The organism is Pseudomonas sp. BJa3, assembly GCF_026343815.1.
GTDB lineage: Bacteria > Pseudomonadota > Gammaproteobacteria > Pseudomonadales > Pseudomonadaceae > Aquipseudomonas > Aquipseudomonas soli.
On record NZ_JAOXMC010000036.1, the window covers coordinates 1 to 18,471 of the forward strand.

An 18,471-nucleotide genomic window follows, 5' to 3' on the forward strand; every position below is an offset into this window, starting at 1 on the left:
ACCTGCGTTCGGCCTCCTGAAGTCGCAATTTGTGTCGCCTGAACTATCGCGCACCTAGAAGCAAAAGCAGATCAAGATCAAGAGCAAGAGCAAGAGCAAGAGCAAGAGCAAGAGCAAGAGCAAGAGCAAGAGCAAGAGCAAGATCAAGATCAAGATCAAGATCAAGATCAAGATCAAGAGAGAGCGTTCTTTGATTGGAGGCTAGAGGTATTTCGACAACCAGGCCTCTCACCAATATATGGCAAGAGGCCTGAACAGTTTGATCAGATATATTTCACCCACGAATTACGCAGGCCTCAACATCCTCACAAAACTTGCCGCAAGAACGCCTGGGCCCGAGGGTCCTTCGGCGCATCGAAGAACGCCTTTGGCGGCGAATCTTCCAACAGCTTGCCGTGATCGAAGAACAACACCCGATCCGCCACTTCCCGGGCAAAGCCCATCTCGTGCGTCACGCAGACCATGGTCATGCCTTCCTGGGCCAGGGTCTTCATCACATCCAGCACCTCCCCGACCATCTCCGGGTCGAGCGCCGAGGTCGGTTCGTCGAACAACATCACCTTCGGATCCATCGCCAGGGCGCGGGCGATGGCTACCCGCTGCTGCTGGCCACCTGAGAGGCGCGACGGGTACTCGTTGGCCTTCTGCGCGATACCGACCTTTTCCAGCAACGCCCGGGCCTTGGCTTCACGATCGGCCTTGTTGCGCTTGCGTACCACTTTCTGCGCCAAGCACAGGTTCTCCAGCACGGTCATGTGCGGGAACAGGTTGAAGTGCTGGAACACCATGCCGACTTCACGGCGGTAGGCGTTGATATCGGTCTTAGGGTCGTCCAGCTGCACGCCATTGATGGACACATGGCCCTGGTCGAAATGCTCCAGGCCGTTCAAGCAACGCAGGAAGGTGGACTTGCCCGAACCGGACGGGCCCAGCACCACCACCACTTCGCCCTTGGCGACCTGGGTGGTGACGTTGTCCACCGCACGCACCACTTGGCCGCGGGTGTCGAAGACTTTAAGCAGGTCACGGACTTCAATCACTTTGCGCAAGCCTCCGCTCGAGCCGGCTGGCAATGTGCGACAGCGGCAGGTTGATCAGCAAGTACAGCCCCGCCACGCAGAACCAGATCTCGAAGGTAGAGAACGAGGTGGTGATGGCCTCGCGACCGCTCTTGGTCAGCTCGGTGATGGCGATCACCGACACCAGCGAAGTGTCCTTGACCAGGCTGATGAACTGCCCCGCCAGCGGCGGCAGTACGCGTTTGAACGCCTGGGGCAGGATCACGTGGCGCATGGACTGCGCGCCATTCAGGCCGAGCGAGCGGGCCGCCTCGTTCTGGCCCTTGGCGATCGACTGCACCCCGGCACGGACGATCTCGGCCACGTAGGCGCCAGTGAACAGTGCCAACGCCGCTACCCCGGCAAACTCCCGGGACAGATTGAGCACGGTGCCGATGAAGAAGTAGAAGATGAAGATCTGTACCAGCAGCGGCGTGCCGCGCACCAGTTCGACATAGACCGTGGACAGGTCACGCAGGGTGGGGTTGCTCGAAAGCCGACAGAGCCCGGCGAACAGGCCGATAACCAGGCCCAGGGCGCCGGATATGACCGAGATCCACAGCGTGGTCCAAAGGCCCCAGGCCAAAGGCCCAGCGGCCCAGTGGCGGGTGACGCCGATGGCATCGCCCTCGGCGACGTCGTCGCCACGGGCCAGCAGCATGCTGTCCTTGGCCACTTCGACGAACTGGGTGTCGCCGCTCTCGCTCTTCAGGGTGACCCGGGCGTTGTCGCCGGAGACCACGATTTCCTCGACCGTGCCAGGGTTGGCGGCACGCTGGGTTTCCTCGGCCTTGTAGGCGAAGTATTGCGGAACGCGGTTCCAGCGCCACTCGTAGGAAATCATCGAGGTGGCCAGGTACAAGCTGATCGCCAGGCCCACCAGGACCAGCGCGGTCAGCCCGTGCCACGGCCACTGTGCTTTCTTGTGTTTGATCACGTGGGGTACTTCCGTAAATGCGAACGCGCAGGGTTCGCCTGCGCGTCGAGGTCAGCGCTTGGTTTTTTGGCCCAGGCCTTATTCCATTTCCTTCAGCCAGTCCTTGTTCTTGAACCACTTGTCGTGGATACGATCGTAGGTCCCGTCATGCTTGATCTGGTGCAGGAAGTTGTTGATGTAGTTGATGCTGTCGTAGTCGCCCTTCTTCAGGCCGAAGGCCAGCGGCTCGTAGGTGAAGGGCTCTTCCAGGAACACCAGCTTGCCAGCGCCGGCCTTCTCCACGGCCACCACGTTGTAGGGCGAGTCGTAGACGAAGGCGTCGGCCTTGCCGTTGACTACATCCATCACCCCTTCCTGCTCGTTGTCGTAGCCGTGGTACTTGGCCTTGCCGATCAGCTTCTTAGCGACCATCTCGCCAGTGGTGCCGAGCTTGGAAGTGAGACGGTACTTCTCGTTATTCAGGTCCTTGTACGACTTGATCTCGCCCGCCAGCTCCTTGCGGATCAGCAGGGTCTGGCCGACGACGATGAAGGGCTCGCTGAAGTTCAGGCGCAGGTTGCGCTCCTGGGTCAGGGTCATGCCACTGCCGATGAAGTCGAACTTGTCGGTCATCAGTGCCGGAATGATGCCGTCGTAGGCGGTGGAGACCATCTCCAGCTTTACGCCCATGGACTTGGCCATGGCCTTGAGGATGTCGACCTCGAAGCCGATGATCTCGCCACGCTTGTTGGTCATTTCAAACGGCATGTAGGTCGGGTCCATGCCCACACGCAGGGTGCCGCGCTTGACCGCGTCATCGATGGCGCCGGCCTGGGCGGTGGCTACCGCGATCAGGGCGGTCGCACCTACCAGCAGCCGCGACAGGTATTTCTTCATCATCACCAAGTCCCCTAGCAAGAAGTACGCAGATTTTTTTTGTAAGCACGGTCCTACAGACCGATGCGTAATGTCGGGACGGATGCTAACGCATGCGAAGGCCGGGACCTAGAGCCGGTGGGGACTTTGTTGGCCAAAAATCGATGAGGGTAAAACAATCGCGGGGCAAGTCGGGCCGCCGCATCGCCGCTCCCACGCAGCGCTGATACGGCGTGGGAGCGGCGATGCGGCGGCCCGGCCTGCCCCGCGATTATCGGTGCGACGCGATCATGCCAGTGCTGGCTGGACCACGTTCTCCGGATGCAACGGCAGCAGCGGCGAGTGCGGGTCGTTGGCGATGGAAGCGCGCCATACATCGATCCACGCCGTGTTGTGCCCGGCCCATACCTGCTCGTGCAGGCGCGACAGCGCCACCGGGTCGCTGAGCAGCGCCAGGCGGGTGTTCAGGTCCAGGCCCTGCGGCCCAACTTCCAGCGCCTTGGCCACACGCTCAACGCGCAGCGCCTCGATCGGCGCCGCCTGGCCATGACGTGCCGTGGCCATGGCACAGGCCAGGGCGTTCTGGCGCGGATCGACCACGGCCCGGACGAAGCCGTCGTGCAGGGCATGCCAGCGGTTCTCGTGGGTGTACTGGTCGGTGGCCAGCAGCTCCTGCGGCGTCGCATATTCCTCGGGGATGAGGAACAGCTTCTCGTCCTTGGCCGCCAGGCCCAGGCGGGTGCGGCTGGAGATCACCGAGACCGGGATCGACAGCACCAGCGAGCCGACGATCGGCGCCAGCCACCACAGGAAGCTCGGGTTCAACCAGGCCACCAGGCCGGCCCAGGCGATGCCCAGCAGGGTCTGCGGACCATGGCGACGTACCGCCTCGCTCCACGGAGTCGAGTCATCGTCACGCTGCGGCGAGTTCCAGGTCGCGGCCCAACCGAGGAACGCGGCCAGCACGAAACGGGTGTGGAAGATCATCCGCACCGGTGCCAGCAACATGGAGAACAGCATCTCCATCAGCATCGACAAGGTGACCTTGATACGCCCGCCGAACTCGGTGGCGCCCTTGGCCCAGATCAGGATGACGCTGAGCAGCTTGGGCAGGAACAGCAGCACGATGGTGGTGGAGAACAGCGCGATGGCCTTCTCCGGGTGCCACTGCGGCCACAGCGGGTAGAGCTGGAACGGCTCGATGAAGTATTGCGGCTCCATCAAGGTGTTGGTCGCCAGCAGCGCGGTCGACAGCACCAGGAACAGGAACCACAACGGCGCCGACAGGTACGACATCACCCCGGTGAGGAACACCGCGCGGTGCACCGGGTGCATGCCCTTGACCAGGAACAGGCGGAAGTTCATCAGGTTGCCGTGGCACCAGCGACGGTCGCGCTTGAGCTCGTCGAGCAGGTTTGGCGGCAGCTCTTCGTAGCTGCCCGGCAGGTCATAGGCGATCCACACGCCCCAGCCGGCACGGCGCATCAACGCGGCTTCGACGAAGTCGTGGGAAAGGATAGCACCAGCAAACGCGCCCTTGCCCGGCAACGGCGCCAAGGCGCAGTGCTCGATGAACGGCTTCATGCGGATGATCGCGTTATGGCCCCAGTAGTGCGACTCGCCCAGCTGCCAGAAGTGCAGGCCGGCGGTGAACAGCGGGCCGTACACGCGGGTGGCGAACTGCTGCATGCGCGCATAGAGGGTATCCATGCCCGAGGCTTTCGGCCCGGTCTGGATGATGCCGGCATCCGGGTTGGCCTCCATCAGGCGCACCAGGCTGCTCAGGCACTCGCCGCTCATGACGCTGTCGGCGTCGAGCACGACCATGTACTTGTAATCGCCCCCCCAGCGACGGCAGAAGTCGTCGAGGTTGCCGCTCTTGCGCTTCACCCGGCGCCGGCGACGACGATAGAAGATGCGGCCAAAGCCCTTGGTCTCGCGACACACGTCCAGCCAGGCCTGTTGTTCGGCCACGGCGATATCGGTGTCGTTGGTATCGCTGAGCACGAAGAAGTCGAAACGATCAAGGTTGCCGCTGGCGGCCACCGACTCGAAGGTCGCCCGCAGGCCTGCGAACACCCGTGGCACGTCTTCGTTGCAGATCGGCATCACCAGCGCGGTACGCGCCTCGGCGGGAATCGGCTCGTTGCCGGCGCTGCTGCCGGAGATGCGGTACTTGTCACGCCCGGTGAGCAGCTCGAGGAAGCCCATCAGTGCGGTCCAGAAGCCCGCCGACACCCAGCAGAACAGGATACCGAAAAGGATCAGAATGGACGTCTGCAGCGCATATGGCCAGACCTGCACCACGGTGTCCCACAACGGCTGGTGGATGACTTCGTCGAGGTCGACGAACGACCAGCCCTGGTACGGCAGGATGCCCTTCATGTACCAGCCGGCAACGATGGTCTGGCCGATCATCAGGGTGAGCAGGATATAGCGGCGAATCGAGCCGACCGTGCGCCAGCGTGCCGGCGGCAGTTCGCGCTTGGGCGGCTGTGGGGCGTTGGTGCGGCCGGTCATGCGCCGCCACATGCGGATCAGCACGTTGGTGCGCCACGGCTCGGGCACGACCTTGGTGCGTTTGATCGGAGGGGCGATCTTCAGGCACAGGCGGCCGCTGCCATCGACGCCGAGCATCTCGGCCTCTTCCAGTTCGGCGGCGCTGCCTACGGTAAGACGGGCCCCCACCGAAGCCTGGACGGCCTCGGCGGTGGCGGCGGCCGGGTTGGCCGCCAGGCGTTGGTGCAGCTCGCTGAACGAAGTGCAACGGGCGAGTTCCGCGCGTTGCTCGTCGCTCAGGGGGAGGTGGGCCAGGTATTCGCCAAGCGATTCCGGCCTTGCGCTTGAGTTACTCATCGGCAGGCAACTGATAGCTCCAGGTCTCGGTCAGCACCTTCTCGGTGGTGGCCGGGGCCCCGTTGGTGGATGCCGCGTCGGCGGCGGGTTGCTCGGCAGCCTGCTCGGCCTTGGCTTTCTCAGCCTTGGCGTGGGCGTGCTTGGCCGCGGCCTTGTCCTGCTTGGTTTCCTTGGCGGGCTTCGGTTGCTCGACCGGCACGTCACGCAGCAGCGCGGCGCGCATCTCGGTGGACTTCTTCGGATCCTGCACCTTCAGGCGCAGGGTCAGGCGCCAGCCTTTGGTTTCCGGGTTGTAACGCAGATTGTTCTCGACCACTTCGGCGTTGTCGCCGACGCTGACCTGGCTGCGCACGGCGGTGTCCGCCGGCAATGCCGCGAGGTTCGGGCCGATGAAATCGACCAGCAGGGCAACGCTGCCGTCAGTCTGGCGGATCAGGTTGGACTGCTTGACGTCACCAGCCGAGCGCAAGGTCTGCTTGACCCAGCCCAGCTCCTGCGAGTGCAGTTGGTCTTCCTTGATGGTCCAGCGCAGGCGGTAGTCGTATTCGAACGGCTTGCCTGGCTCAGGCAGCTTTTCAGGGCTCCAGAAGGCCACGATGTTGTCGTTGGTCTCATCGGCGGTCGGAATCTCGACCAGATCTACAGTGCCCTTGCCCCAGTCGCCTTTCGGCTCGATCCAGGCACTCGGACGCTTCTCGTACTCGTCGTCGAGATCTTCATAGTCACTGAAGGCGCGCTGGCGCTGCAGAAGGCCGAAACCACGGGGATTCTCTACGCTGAAGTTGCTGACAGCCAGGTGTTTCGGGTTGTTCAACGGGCGCCACAGCCACTCGCCGTTGGCGGCGTGGATGGCCAGACCTTCGGAATCATGCAGCGCTGGGCGGTAGTTCATGATCTTCGACGGCTGGTTGGGGCCGAACAGGTACATGCTGGTCAGCGGGGCGATGCCCAGGCGGCTGACGTTTTCACGCAGGTAGACGCGCGACTTGACGTCGACCAGGGTGTCCTCGCCCGGACGCAGGGTCAGCTTGTAGGCACCAGTGGAGCGCGGCGAGTCGAGCAGTGCATAGATCACCAGGTGCTTGTCGTTCGGCTTGGGCTTCTCGATCCAGAATTCACGGAAGCGCGGGAATTCCTCGCCCGACGGCAGTGCGGTGTCGATGGCCAGGCCACGGGCTGACAGGCCATAGCGGTGGCCCTTGCCGACCACGCGGAAATAGCTGGCGCCAAGCAGGGTCATGATCTCGTCCTGCTTGTCGGCCTTGTTGATCGGGTAGAGCACACGGAAACCGGCATAGCCGAGGTTCTTGGTGGCGTCGGCGTCATGGGGCACGTCACCGAACTCGAAGCGGCTCGGATCGTACTTGATTTCCCTGACCTTGTTGGCGGTGATCTCGTTGATGGTCACCGGCGTGTCGAAATGCATGCCCTGGTGATAGAAGGACAGCTTGAACGGCGTCTTGTCCTTGGCCCACTCGGCCTTTTCCTGCAGGAAGCGGATCTTCTGGTAGTCGGCGTACTTCATGTCGCGGAACACCGGCGGCAGGTTGCTCTTCGGCGCCTCGAACTTCTGACCGGCCAGATCCTTTGCCTTGGCTGCAACATCGTCCAGATTGAATGCCCACAGCTGGCCCGCGCTCATCAGGCCGACCAGCGCCACGCCGGCCAACAGTGCCTTGCGCAGCCGGGTACCGGGGATTCTAGGTGCAATACAGGGGCTTACAATCACGAGCAATCCTCGCCGAAAACAGATCATGAAACCAACGGCCAGCGACAAATGCCGGGTTGGCGAGCACTGTTCGGACCCCGTGAGGGCGTAATGATTCCCCAAACGGATCCTGACAATGCTCGAGTCAAAGTGAAACGAACCTGCGAACGCAGGTTCATGCAGCGCGCGATTATCCAGCAGGTCGCGTTACAACGCATCAGGCTGAACAAACTATTTATCGTACAAAACCCCTTGTTTTCGCCAAACAAGGGGTTTTTTGACCTCATATTTGTAACATAAATGTTACCGGGCCATCATTGACCAGGTGCACCTGCATGTCAGCGCCGAAGCGACCACTGGCCACCTGCGGATGCTGAGCTTGTGCCTGATTCAAAAGATAGTCGAAAAGCGCAGCGCCAAGGGCCGGTGGCGCTGCTGTCGAGAAGCTCGGGCGCATGCCGTTGCGGGTGTCGGCGGCCAGGGTGAACTGTGACACCAGCAACAGGCCACCGCCGACATCCTTGAGCGAGCGGTTCATCTTGCCCTGCTCGTCGCTGAACACTCGGTAGTTCAGCAGCTTGTGCAGCAGTTTGTCGGCATGCTCGGGCGAATCGCCTGGCTCGACCGCCACCAGCGCCAGCAACCCTTGGTCGATGGCCCCGACGATCTCCCCCGCCACCTCCACCCGTGCGCCGCGCACACGCTGGATCAGCCCTTTCATGCCTCTTCCAGGGGCAGGTCGAGCAGGCGTCGCGCCATCTGGTCGGCGGCGCGCACCAAGGCGTCGGTGATGCCCGGCTCGGAGGCGGCGTGACCGGCGTCGCGGATCACCTTCAGTTCACTGTTCGGCCAGGCCTGGTGCAGCGCCCAGGCGTTGTCCAGCGGGCAGATCACATCGTATCGGCCATGCACGATTACTGCCGGCAGATGAGCGATCTTCGGCATGTCGCGGATCAGCTGGTCAGGTTCGAGGAACGCGTTGTGGGTGAAGTAATGACATTCGATACGAGCGATGGACAGAGCACGCTGGGGTTCAGAGAAGCGGTCGACCACCAAGGGGTTCGGCCGCAGGGTGGCCGTGCGGCCTTCCCAGGTGGACCAGGCCTTGGCGGCGTGCATCTGGGCGATCTGGTCGTTGCCGGTCAGGCGCTTGTGGAAAGCCTTGACCAGGTCGCCACGCTCTTCCGGTGGTATCGGTGCGATGTAATCTTGCCAGTAATCGGGGAACAGACGGCTGGCGCCTTCCTGGTAGAACCAGCTGATCTCCTGCGGGCGGCACAGGAAAATCCCGCGCAGGATCAGCCCATGCACGCGCTCGGGATGGGTCTGGGCATAGGCCAGGGCCAGGGTGGAGCCCCACGATCCGCCGAACAGTACCCACTTGTCGATGCCAAGGTGTTCGCGGATGCGCTCCAAGTCCTCGACAAGGTGCCAGGTGGTGTTGTTCTCCAGGCTCGCATGCGGCGTGGAGCGGCCACAGCCGCGTTGGTCGAAGGTGATGATCCGATACAGATTGGGGTCGAAGTAGCAACGGCTCTGGGCATCGCAACCGGCGCCCGGGCCGCCGTGGATGAACACCACGGGCAGACCTTCCGGCGAGCCGCTTTCATCGACGTACAGCACATGCGGCGCTTCCACGGCCAGATCGTGCCGGGCGTAGGGTTTGATCTGCGGGTAGAGGGTCTGCATCGCGCACTCCGTGTGAGGTTTGGTTCGGCCGTGGGCCATCATAAACCTGAATGACGCTTTGAGCATGTATCTATGGCAAATCGGCGTTCCGACTGCATGGACCGGTGCCCACAAGCCGCTGGGCCAGGCAAGGTATCTGCGGCCTACATACCTACAGCTTGCGCGCCAGGCATTCTGCCCATAGTCCGTTGCTCCCACCTACCCGGCAAAGGAGCAAGACATGCCAGCAACCGCAAGCACCTCACCCGGCCGTCACTACACGACAATCGAGCAGGCAATACCTACCTGGCTCAAGGAGAGCACGCCAGCGACGCGCGCAGGTCTGCAAAACTGGCAGCGAGGGCCCGACTGGCTGGCCGCTGCCGTCCGGCAACAACCAGATGTCGCCAAGGCGTGGCAGGATGAACATGCTCGCCATCGACGACACCAGGCCGGCGTCCAGAGATTGTTCGAAGGACTTCCCGAACTGGAAACCTACGCCAGGAAGATACTGGCAGACGGGATCAAAAATCGCTTCGGCCTGGAGCTCGACGTCGACAAGACCTATCTGATCGACGCCCGCCTGATCGACACGTCCTCAGCCATTGATGGTCGCCAGGCAGTCGACAGGGCAACCCGCTCGCTGCTGCACTGCGCATTGCACAATTTCGACGCTGGCGCTGCGCAAGAGCATGGCATGGACGCGCCCGCTGCCCCGTTGAAAAAGTCCGTCATCGTCGATCACCGCCGCTTCATGGGCACCGTACCCATCACCAACCAGATAGACTTCACCGCCGAAGCCTTCGCCGACCTGTGCCGCACCTTGGATATCGGCGCCAGATACCATGACCTGGTGCATGCCATCTACTACCCCGCCGCCACGCCCAGGCGCAGCGCCGATGAGCAGGCACTGGATGTGTATCGAACCTTGGGCAACGCCGAAGTCTCCGCATTCAGACAGTCTCTGCACTTTGCTCGCCTCAAGGGCGATATCGACCGTGACTTTTATGAGAGCGCGCTTGCGCAGTGCCTGGACACCGCTGCGAAGGCAACTGCAAGCATCACCTTCAGTACGATGTCCCTCTGGGAAGCCGAACTGACCGGCGTCCTGCTCATCACTCGGCAAACAAATGGGCAGAAGTGCCAAGCGCTGTATATTCCCGAAGATGATGAGACGCCGCTCAAGGCGTTCGCCACCCTGGACGCGCTGTTCAGCGAGCTGGGCGAACGACTGCGGGCCAACGCCGGCTACCTGGACAAACACATCGCCGAACGCGACAAAGCCTCGGTACAAAGCCGCCTCGCAGGCCGCCTGACCCCGTTCGGATGGAGCAGCCGTGGCCTCTACGAACGCGTGTCTGCCCCACAGGCGGCACTATACCCATCCACCCGACCGTTCAAACATGGGTTTCAGGAGATGATGGCGCTCCAGAAGGCCGAGCGTCACGAGATGGATGCGCTGTACCACGCCGTTCCCACCGAAATTGTCGACCGGCGCACCGCCCTGGCCCATCGCAAGCTGGTCTTCGGACGCGTGCTGACCGGCTTGAACATCGCCGGTTTCTTCGTACCAGGGCTTGGGGAGGCGATGCTTCTCCTTAGCCTGACCCAGTTGGCCTTCGAGGTGTACGACGGTATCGACGCCTGGAAGAACGACGAACGCGACATTGCCTACGGCTATCTGGTCGATGTCATCGAAAATGTGGCATTGATGGCCGCCCTTGCCACAGCAACCAAGGCACTGAACAGTTCAGGCGCCGGGGCGCCCGCTGCTTCAGAGGGTGTAGAGAGACACGCGCCCGAGCGAGAACGTATTGCTGTGCTGACACCGTCCTTCATCGAGGAACTGCAGGACGTGGAAATGCCCGATGGCCAGGTACGCCTCTGGAAACCAGACCTAACACCCTATCGGCGCAGCGATGCCCTGCCCGACCATCTGGAACCAGATGCATTGGGCCTCAGGCATCACCAGGGCAAGCTCTGGCTGGATACGATGGGCGATCGCTACATCGTCGAACACGCATCGGCAACCGCTGACTACCGTGTACAACACCCGCTCGGGCCCCAGCGCTACGCGCCGCCGGTTCTACATAACGGTGCTGGCGCCTGGCTGCATGTCGTCGATCAACCCACGACTTGGAGTGGGACCACCTTGCTGCGCCGGATTGGCCACTTGAACGCGCATTTCGACGAGTCGACGTTACGCAGCATGCTTGCCATCACTGACATTGACGAAGGCGAACTGCGCCGGACCCTGGTCAAGAATCAACGGCTTCCTGCCTTGCTGGAAGACACGATGCAGCGCTTCAGGCTGGACGAGACAGTTGGTCACCGCGCCATCAGCAGCGCCCGATTTGACGAATTCACCAGAGCCTATGATGGTCTTCCGACTACTCGGCAGCCAGGCACCGAGGTCATCCGGCGGGTATTCCCGCAACTGCCGCCCGCAGTCGGCGAGGAACTGGTTCGCAACGCCAGCGTCGAGGAGCGGCAACTGCTCAATGCTGGCAAGGTCCCCCTGCGTCTGGCCGAGGAAGTTCGCGCATACCAGCAACAGATTCGCCTGACACGCGCCTACGAAGGTCTGTACCTGAACTGCGTGCGGAGCTGGGACATAGACCGGCTGATCATCCACACCTTGCAACAACTGCCCCAATGGCCTGCAGATACCTACCTGGAACTGCGCCAATACCGATTCTGGCCAAGCCAACACGCGAGCGTCGGCCCGATGGACGCCTCATTGCGTGCTACCGTCACGTGCGCGCATGCGGGTTACATCGTCCATGCCGCGCCGCTGGCGGGTAGACCGATGAGGCCCCTGACCAACCTGTACGGTGCCCTGTTCGAGGCTCTGCCCCAGGTCATGGTGCAGCTGGCTGTCAGCGACGAAGCCGCGTTGCGCCGGTTGCTGCAACAAAATGCCCTGCCCCGCGCGCCACTACGCCAGGTGCTCGGCATGCGCCCCGTGAAGCCAGGCTATCGCTCCCCCATGCGCCTCGCCGATGGCCGCGTTGGTTACCCGCTGAGTGGCGGTGCCGCGGCCACGGGTGTCAGCCGCCAGGCGCTGCTCGATGCGATCGCGGCGACCGGCCTGCCTGAACACACGCGCAGGTCCACAGAGCAGATATTGATGATGATTACCAGTACCGGCCGCACTCAAGTGCAAGTCCTCGATCACCTTCAACAGTTGCTGGAACAGCGCCTTGAACTCCAGAGCAGGCTGGACGAATGGTACGAGGGGATCTTTTCAGGCTCAGATCAGGAAGCCTTGGAGCACGCCAATGTGCGCACCGAAATCATCCAGCACTGGTACGACAGCGCGCTTGAGGAGAGCAACCAACACGCTGCGCAGCTAAGCCTGAACCACGTGCGCCTGGCCGACATTCCGATGAATTTGCCCGCACACTTCACCTCGCGTGTGCGCCGGCTGCGCTTGATCGGTTCGGCAGCAGACAACAATTCAGGCTGGGCTCAGCATGAGCGTCTGCTGCAACGCCTGCTGCGGCAGATGCCGCAGCTCGAGGAACTGGTGATCACCCGGCCCTTCGAATTGCGGGCGGCACCCTCGTCCTTCCTCTACAGTATCGGCACGATCAGCCAGCACCTGCCTGGCTTGCGAGTGCTGACTTTCACCAATCAGAACATCCCGCTCAGTGCGATGCACATGGCAGAACTGTCCAGTCTGCCCGAGCTGCGCCGTCTGGATCTGAGTGGCAACCGGTTTGCCCAGCGCGACAGCCCAAGCCTACATCAGCTATCGCTGGATTATCTCGGCCTGGATGACATGCAAATCAGCCAATGGCCCATCGGGCTGGGCGGCGACGCGCTGGGGCGAATTGCGCATGTTTCGCTACGCAACAACAACCTGAGGTCGCTTCCGACATTCCTCCTCGACCAACCCGAGCTCGCCCTCGGCGGTACAATGCTCTCGCTGGAGGGCAATGATATAAACGAAGACCACCTGCAGCGCTTGCTGCTGAATGAAAGCGGGATGACGTCGCGCATCCATGTCGACCGATCGCCTGAACTCACCCAACGGCTGGATCGAGTCCGTCGGGAGCGGGACCAACTGCGCGACGCCATCGATGGCTGGGCGCAAGCGTCAAGCTCGAACCAGCCTTTGACACAGGCCATGCTGGAAGACCGCCAGCGCATCGCCAGCGCGATCCGCCAGTTCTGGGAAAACCAGGAACGGGGCTTGCGCTATCTGCGATTACAGCTCGCGGATGTGGCCATTGAAAATTTTCCGCGCAGGCTGCCGTCATTTTTCAGCGAACACGTGAACGCGTTGACGCTCAGCCGGGTAAGCGGCTCCAGTGAGCAGCTCGGCGAGCTACTCAGGCACTTCCCCCACATAACCCGCCTGACCATCGACGCACACGTGGCCGCCACGCAGACGCTCGCCTCGGCCCTTGCGCACCTGCCGCGATTGGTTCATTTGGAATTTCGTGGCATGGGGCTGGAAATTGACCAGAATATGCTCCAGGCATTCGGTCGACTGCACAACCTCACTTCCCTGGACCTCTCCGGTAATCGAATGGGGGCCATCACCGAGGTACCTGCACGCCTGGCCACGAGCCTCACTTCGTTGACGCTGAGCAACATGGGATTGCAAACCTGGCCAGCCTGGTGTGAACGCTTGTTGCCATTGGAACTGCTGGACTTGAGCAACAACAACATTTCGCAATTACCGGATTTCGTGCTTAACAACCTCGAAAACCGGATGCCTATCTCATCGATTGCGTTGTTTGACAACCCGTTGGCACTCGATACCCTGACGCGCCTGCGCGCTTACTCGGAGAGCCAGCACAGCTTCACCTTTGCCCTTGACCCTGACAACCTGATGCTTACCGATAGCACGAGTGAAGGGTCGCTGACCGACCACCCGCACTTTCCCCTCGCCGGTGACGACACCCCAAGAGTCGAACTATGGGCGCTTGGCACCGAAGCGCAGAACGAAGCCCTGCACAATTGCTGGGAGACGCTGCAACGGTTGGAGGACGGTAACAACCTGCTGCGCCTGGCTGGGCGTTTGCGCAACGCCGCGCCCTATGTGGACATGAGCTCGCAAGCCGACTTCTGCGAGCGCGTGCGTCTGATGTTGGTGACTGCGGCGACTCACGACGAGTTGAGGCCCACCATGAGCGTGATTGCCGCAGAAGCATTGCCCGACCCGATAAACGACTCTCAGACCTGCCACGACGGTGCGCTCCAGGCGTTCAACAACATCGAAATCTATGTCATGAACAGCCGAGTGCTGACCGATGCTGGTGACACATTGCAGACGCTGTTCCGACGCCTGCGCCAGTTGTACCGCATGGGGCAGCTCGAAGTACTTGCCAGCCAACGCACCACTCCTGGCGACCATGTTTCGGTACGCCTGGCATACCGCCGCGAGCTCGCCGCCGAACTGGACTTGCCAATCGCTGACAGCATGCGCTTTCGAAGCGCTGCCCAGCTTGCGCAAGGTGAACTGGCAAGCGTGCTGGAGCAGGTCAGGGGAAGAGAAAGCGGCGATTCGTTCATGCAGTATCTGCTGGCAAACCGCTATTGGACCGAGCGCCTGCGCGCCGAGTACACCGACCGGTTCGGGAGGATCAACCAACGTTTCGGTAGGCGCGTGCAGGAGCTGAGCGCTTTGGACCTGCCATTGCAGGAAGAGCTGGCGCTGCAACAGGGGCTGATGGAGGACAAAGATCAGGAAGAGCGGGAGTTGCTTCAGACACTGACGCGGCCTTACTTCACGCACGACTGACCAATGTTCAGTGCCCCAGGCAGGGGCACTTTAAGCCTATTTGGACGTAGCGCGCGCGGCCCCAGTCCAACAAGGCCTGCAGCAATGCGCGCAGGACAGCCTGCGTGGGCTGCGCCAAGTCCTGTCGATAAAGGTACGGCGCGTGTTCCTCCATGTAGGTACTCTGCGCCAGTTCCAGCTGCACCGCGTGAATGTGGTTGGACGGGTCACCATAGTGGCGGGTGATGTGCCCACCCTTGAAGCGACCATTGAGCACATGGCTATAGCCCTGCGCCGCAGCGCATACCCCCTCCAGCCGTTGAGCCAGCTCCGGGTCGCAACTTGCACCGTTGAAGGTGCCCAGGTTGAAGTCCGGCAGCTTGCCGTCGAACAGGTGCGGGATCAGCGAGCGGATCGAGTGGGCATCCCACAACAGGGCGTAGCCGAAGTGCTCGCGCAGACGCTCCAACTCATTGCGAATGGTGTCGTGGTAAGGGCGCCAGATCTGCTCCAGGTACTGTTTGCGCTGCTCGCCAGTCGGTTCCAGCCCATCCTTGAACAGCGGCTCTCCCTCGAACAGCGTGGCCGGGTACAGACCGGTGGTGGCACCGGCATACAGTGGCTTGTCGTCATCCGGCCGGTTGAGGTCGATGACGAAACGCGAATACTCCGCCGTCACCACGCTGGCGCCCAAGTCGCGGGCGAAGTCATACAGGCGCGGGATGTGCCAGTCGGTGTCCGGCAGGCTGCGCGCCTGGTCCACCAGGCCGTCGCGCACCGCATCGGTCAGGCCCAGCCCGGCGTGGGGCATGCTGATCAGCAGCGGCAGACGGCCCTGATGAAAACTCAATACCTTGTCCATATGCCCTCGTTCAATTGGATATCTCATGGCCCAGGCGCACCACGCGCTTGGGCAGGTCGCCGCCGAGCCAGTAGCTGAGGTCGGCGGGGCGCTCGATCTGCCAGGCAATGAAGTCCGCGACCTTGCCCTCTTCCAGCGAGCCATGGCTATCGCCCAGGCCCAGCGCCGTGGCGGCGTGCACGGTGACACCGGCCAGGGCTTCTTCGGGGGTCATGCGGAAACAGGTGCAGCCCATGTTCAGCATCAACCGTAGCGACAGCCCGGGCGAGGTGCCGGGGTTGAGGTCGCTGGCCAAGGCGATCTTGACGCCGTGCTGACGCAGGGCATCCATCGGCGGCAGCTGGGTTTCGCGCAGGAAATAGAACGCCCCCGGCAGCAGCACCGCAACCGTGCCGGCCTCGGCCATGGCAATAGCGTCTTGCTCGGTCATGAACTCCAGGTGATCGGCTGACAGAGCGTGGTATCTCGCCGCCAGGCTCGAACCGTGCAACGAGGACAGCTGCTCGGCATGCAGTTTCACCGGCAGCCCCAATTCACGGGCCTTGATGAACACCCGCTCGACCTGGGCCGGGGAGAACGCCAGGTGCTCACAAAATGCATCCACCGCGTCCACCAGGCCCTCGGCAGCCAACGCCGGGAGCATGACATCGCAAATGTGGCCGATGTAGTCGTCGGCCCGCCCCGCATATTCCGGCGGCAGGGCATGGGCCGCCAGGCAGGTGCTGCGCACGGTCACGGGCAGTTCCTCACCCAGGCGCCGGGCGACACGCAACATCTTGCGCTCGCTCTCGAGGTCCAGGCCGTAGCCGGACTTGATCTCGATCGTGGTCACACCGTCGCGCATCAGCGTCTGGACGCGCTGACGGGCACTGGCCAGCAGATCGTCCTCGCTGGCGGCACGGGTAGCTCGCACGGTGCTGGCGATGCCGCCGCCCTGAGCGGCGATCTCGGCATAGCTGACGCCTTGCAGGCGCTGCTCGAACTCGCCGCTGCGGTTGCCGCCGAACACCGCGTGGGTGTGGCAGTCGATCAACCCCGGGGTAACCCAGGCACCGCCGAGGTCGACGATGCGATCGGCCGCCACTGGCGGCACCTCGTCACGTGGGCCGATCCATTCGATCAGGCCGGCGCTGGTGACGATCGCCGCATCCTCGATGATCGAGTAGCGGCCCTCGGCCATGGTTGCCGCATGGCAGTGCTGCCAGAGGGTTCTCATCAGGATCTCCTTGTAAGACTCAACGGTGCAGCTCGGCAGGTTCGCGGACCGGCTCGCCGTCACCTGCGCGCGGCTTGCACCACAGCAGGTAGGAAGCGACCAGGAACACGACCCAGATAACACCGACGATCAATGCCGCCTGGGTATCCGGGAAGTAACCCAGCACACCGAAGATGAACAGCATGAAAGCAATGGCCATCGCCGGACCATAGGGCCAGAACGGCACGGGGAACTTGAGCTGGGCGACTTCTTCGCGGCTCATGCTGCGACGCATGGCCACCTGGGTGACCAGGATCATCAGCCACACCCACACAGTGGCGAAGGTGGCGATCGAAGCGATCAGCAGGAACACGTTCTCCGGAATCAGGTAGTTGAGCAGCACGCCCACCAGCAACGCCGCGCCCATCACCACCACGGTCATCCACGGCACGCCGTGCCTGGACAGCTTGCCAAAGCCACGCGGCGCCTGGCCGTGCTGGGACAGGCCGTACATCATCCGGCCAGCGCCGAAGATGTCGCTGTTGATCGCGGAAATGGCTGCCGAAATCACCACGATGTTAAGCACCGCCGCCGCCGAGCCAATCCCCAGGTTGCTGAATATCTGCACAAACGGGCTGCCCTGGCTGCCGATCTGCGGCCAGGGGTACAGGCACATCAGCACGAACAGGGTCAGCACGTAGAACAGCAGGATGCGCAGCGGCACGGCGTTGATCGCTTTCGGGATCACCCGTTGCGGGTCTTTCGCTTCACCTGCGGTGACGCCGATGATCTCGATGCCGCCGAAGGCGAACATCACCACCGCGAATGAGGCGATCAGGCCACTGACGCCATTGGGCATGAAGCCGCCATGTTCGAACAGGTTGCTCACCCCGACGGCGTGCCCGCTGCCCACCTGGCTGAAGCCGAAGGCCATGATGCCGAGACCTGCGAGGATCATCGCGACGATGGCCCCGACCTTGAGCAGCGACAGCCAGAACTCCATCTCGCCGAACACCCGCACGTTGCACAGGTTCAGGCCACCGATCAGGAAGACAATACCCAGCACCCAGATCCAGCGTGCCACTTCGGGGAACCAGAAACCCATGTAGATCCCGAAGGCCGTGACATCGGCGATGGCGACGATGACCATCTCGAAGGCGTAGGTCCAGCCGAGGATGAAGCCGGCCATGGGGCCGAGGTAGGTGCTGGCGTAGTGGCCGAAGGAGCCGGACACCGGATTGTGCACGGCCATTTCGCCGAGGGCACGCATGACCATGAACACCGCGGCGCCGCCGATCAGGTAGGCCAGCAGCACGGCCGGGCCAGCCATCTGGATGGCCGAGGCCGACCCGTAGAAAAGCCCCGTACCGATTGCCGAGCCGAGCGCCATGAAACGGATGTGCCGGGCCGATAGCCCGCGCTTGAGACCTTGAGCTTGTTGCATGTCACGTCCTTATTGTTGTTCTGGTCGTGATATCGGGATGGGGTCTGCTGCGCAGCCCAATCGCCGGCAAGCCCGCGCCCACACCACCCATTGGTGGAGCCCGCGTGCCCGCGAAGGGCCCCCCAACGGCCCCCCCGGCGGTAAAAGCTGGGCA

At 62.5% G+C, this 18,471-nt stretch carries 11 protein-coding genes; 1 reads left to right on the forward strand and 10 read right to left on the reverse strand.

Features of this window, described 5'->3' with window-relative positions; genetic code table 11:
• Window positions 1-305 precede the first annotated feature (305 nt).
• The 7 genes from OH705_RS26505 to pip form a co-directional block, all read right to left on the reverse strand.
• On the reverse strand, window positions 306-1,040 hold the full coding sequence (locus tag OH705_RS26505; RefSeq protein ID WP_094011062.1) for an amino acid ABC transporter ATP-binding protein: 735 nt from the start codon (window positions 1,038-1,040) through the stop codon (window positions 306-308).
• Complete coding sequence (locus tag OH705_RS26510) at window positions 1,033-1,995, reverse strand: amino acid ABC transporter permease (RefSeq protein WP_023631233.1); 963 nt, start codon at window positions 1,993-1,995, stop codon at window positions 1,033-1,035. The genes OH705_RS26505 and OH705_RS26510 overlap by 8 nt, the downstream gene beginning before the upstream one ends.
• Before the next feature lie 78 nt (window positions 1,996-2,073).
• Window positions 2,074-2,871, reverse strand: a complete 798-nt coding sequence (locus OH705_RS26515) for a transporter substrate-binding domain-containing protein (protein ID WP_167335937.1) — start codon at window positions 2,869-2,871, stop codon at window positions 2,074-2,076.
• A 267-nt stretch (window positions 2,872-3,138) separates the two neighbouring features.
• Complete coding sequence (mdoH, locus tag OH705_RS26520; protein WP_038706934.1) at window positions 3,139-5,706, reverse strand: glucans biosynthesis glucosyltransferase MdoH; 2,568 nt, start codon at window positions 5,704-5,706, stop codon at window positions 3,139-3,141.
• On the reverse strand, window positions 5,699-7,435 hold the full coding sequence (locus OH705_RS26525; RefSeq protein WP_081941296.1) for a glucan biosynthesis protein G: 1,737 nt from the start codon (window positions 7,433-7,435) through the stop codon (window positions 5,699-5,701). Before OH705_RS26525 ends, mdoH begins: the two co-directional genes overlap by 8 nt.
• 262 nt (window positions 7,436-7,697) lie before the next feature.
• Entirely contained in the window at window positions 7,698-8,135 is a 438-nt protein-coding gene (dtd, locus tag OH705_RS26530) for a D-aminoacyl-tRNA deacylase (RefSeq protein WP_023629093.1), read from the reverse strand.
• Window positions 8,132-9,103, reverse strand: coding sequence for a prolyl aminopeptidase (gene pip / locus OH705_RS26535; protein ID WP_038706936.1), 972 nt, complete (start codon window positions 9,101-9,103; stop codon window positions 8,132-8,134). The genes dtd and pip overlap by 4 nt, the downstream gene beginning before the upstream one ends.
• Before the next feature lie 220 nt (window positions 9,104-9,323).
• Between pip and OH705_RS26540 the strand changes: the two genes are divergently transcribed.
• Window positions 9,324-14,837 carry a dermonecrotic toxin domain-containing protein gene (locus OH705_RS26540; protein WP_267303360.1) on the forward strand — a complete coding sequence of 1,838 codons (5,514 nt, stop codon included), beginning with the start codon at window positions 9,324-9,326 and terminating at the stop codon, window positions 14,835-14,837.
• A gap of 7 nt (window positions 14,838-14,844) precedes the next feature.
• Here the strand turns inward: OH705_RS26540 and hutG are convergent, their stop codons facing one another.
• Genes hutG through OH705_RS26555 form a run of 3 tightly spaced genes read right to left on the reverse strand, consistent with a single transcriptional unit; the run spans window position 14,845 to window position 18,317 of the window.
• Window positions 14,845-15,678, reverse strand: a complete 834-nt coding sequence (gene hutG, locus OH705_RS26545) for an N-formylglutamate deformylase (RefSeq protein WP_267303361.1) — start codon at window positions 15,676-15,678, stop codon at window positions 14,845-14,847.
• Between the two features lie 10 nt (window positions 15,679-15,688).
• On the reverse strand, window positions 15,689-16,894 hold the full coding sequence (gene hutI, locus OH705_RS26550; protein ID WP_267303362.1) for an imidazolonepropionase: 1,206 nt from the start codon (window positions 16,892-16,894) through the stop codon (window positions 15,689-15,691).
• A 19-nt stretch (window positions 16,895-16,913) separates the two neighbouring features.
• Window positions 16,914-18,317, reverse strand: coding sequence for an amino acid permease (locus OH705_RS26555; protein WP_023632099.1), 1,404 nt, complete (start codon window positions 18,315-18,317; stop codon window positions 16,914-16,916).
• Window positions 18,318-18,471 lie beyond the last annotated feature (154 nt).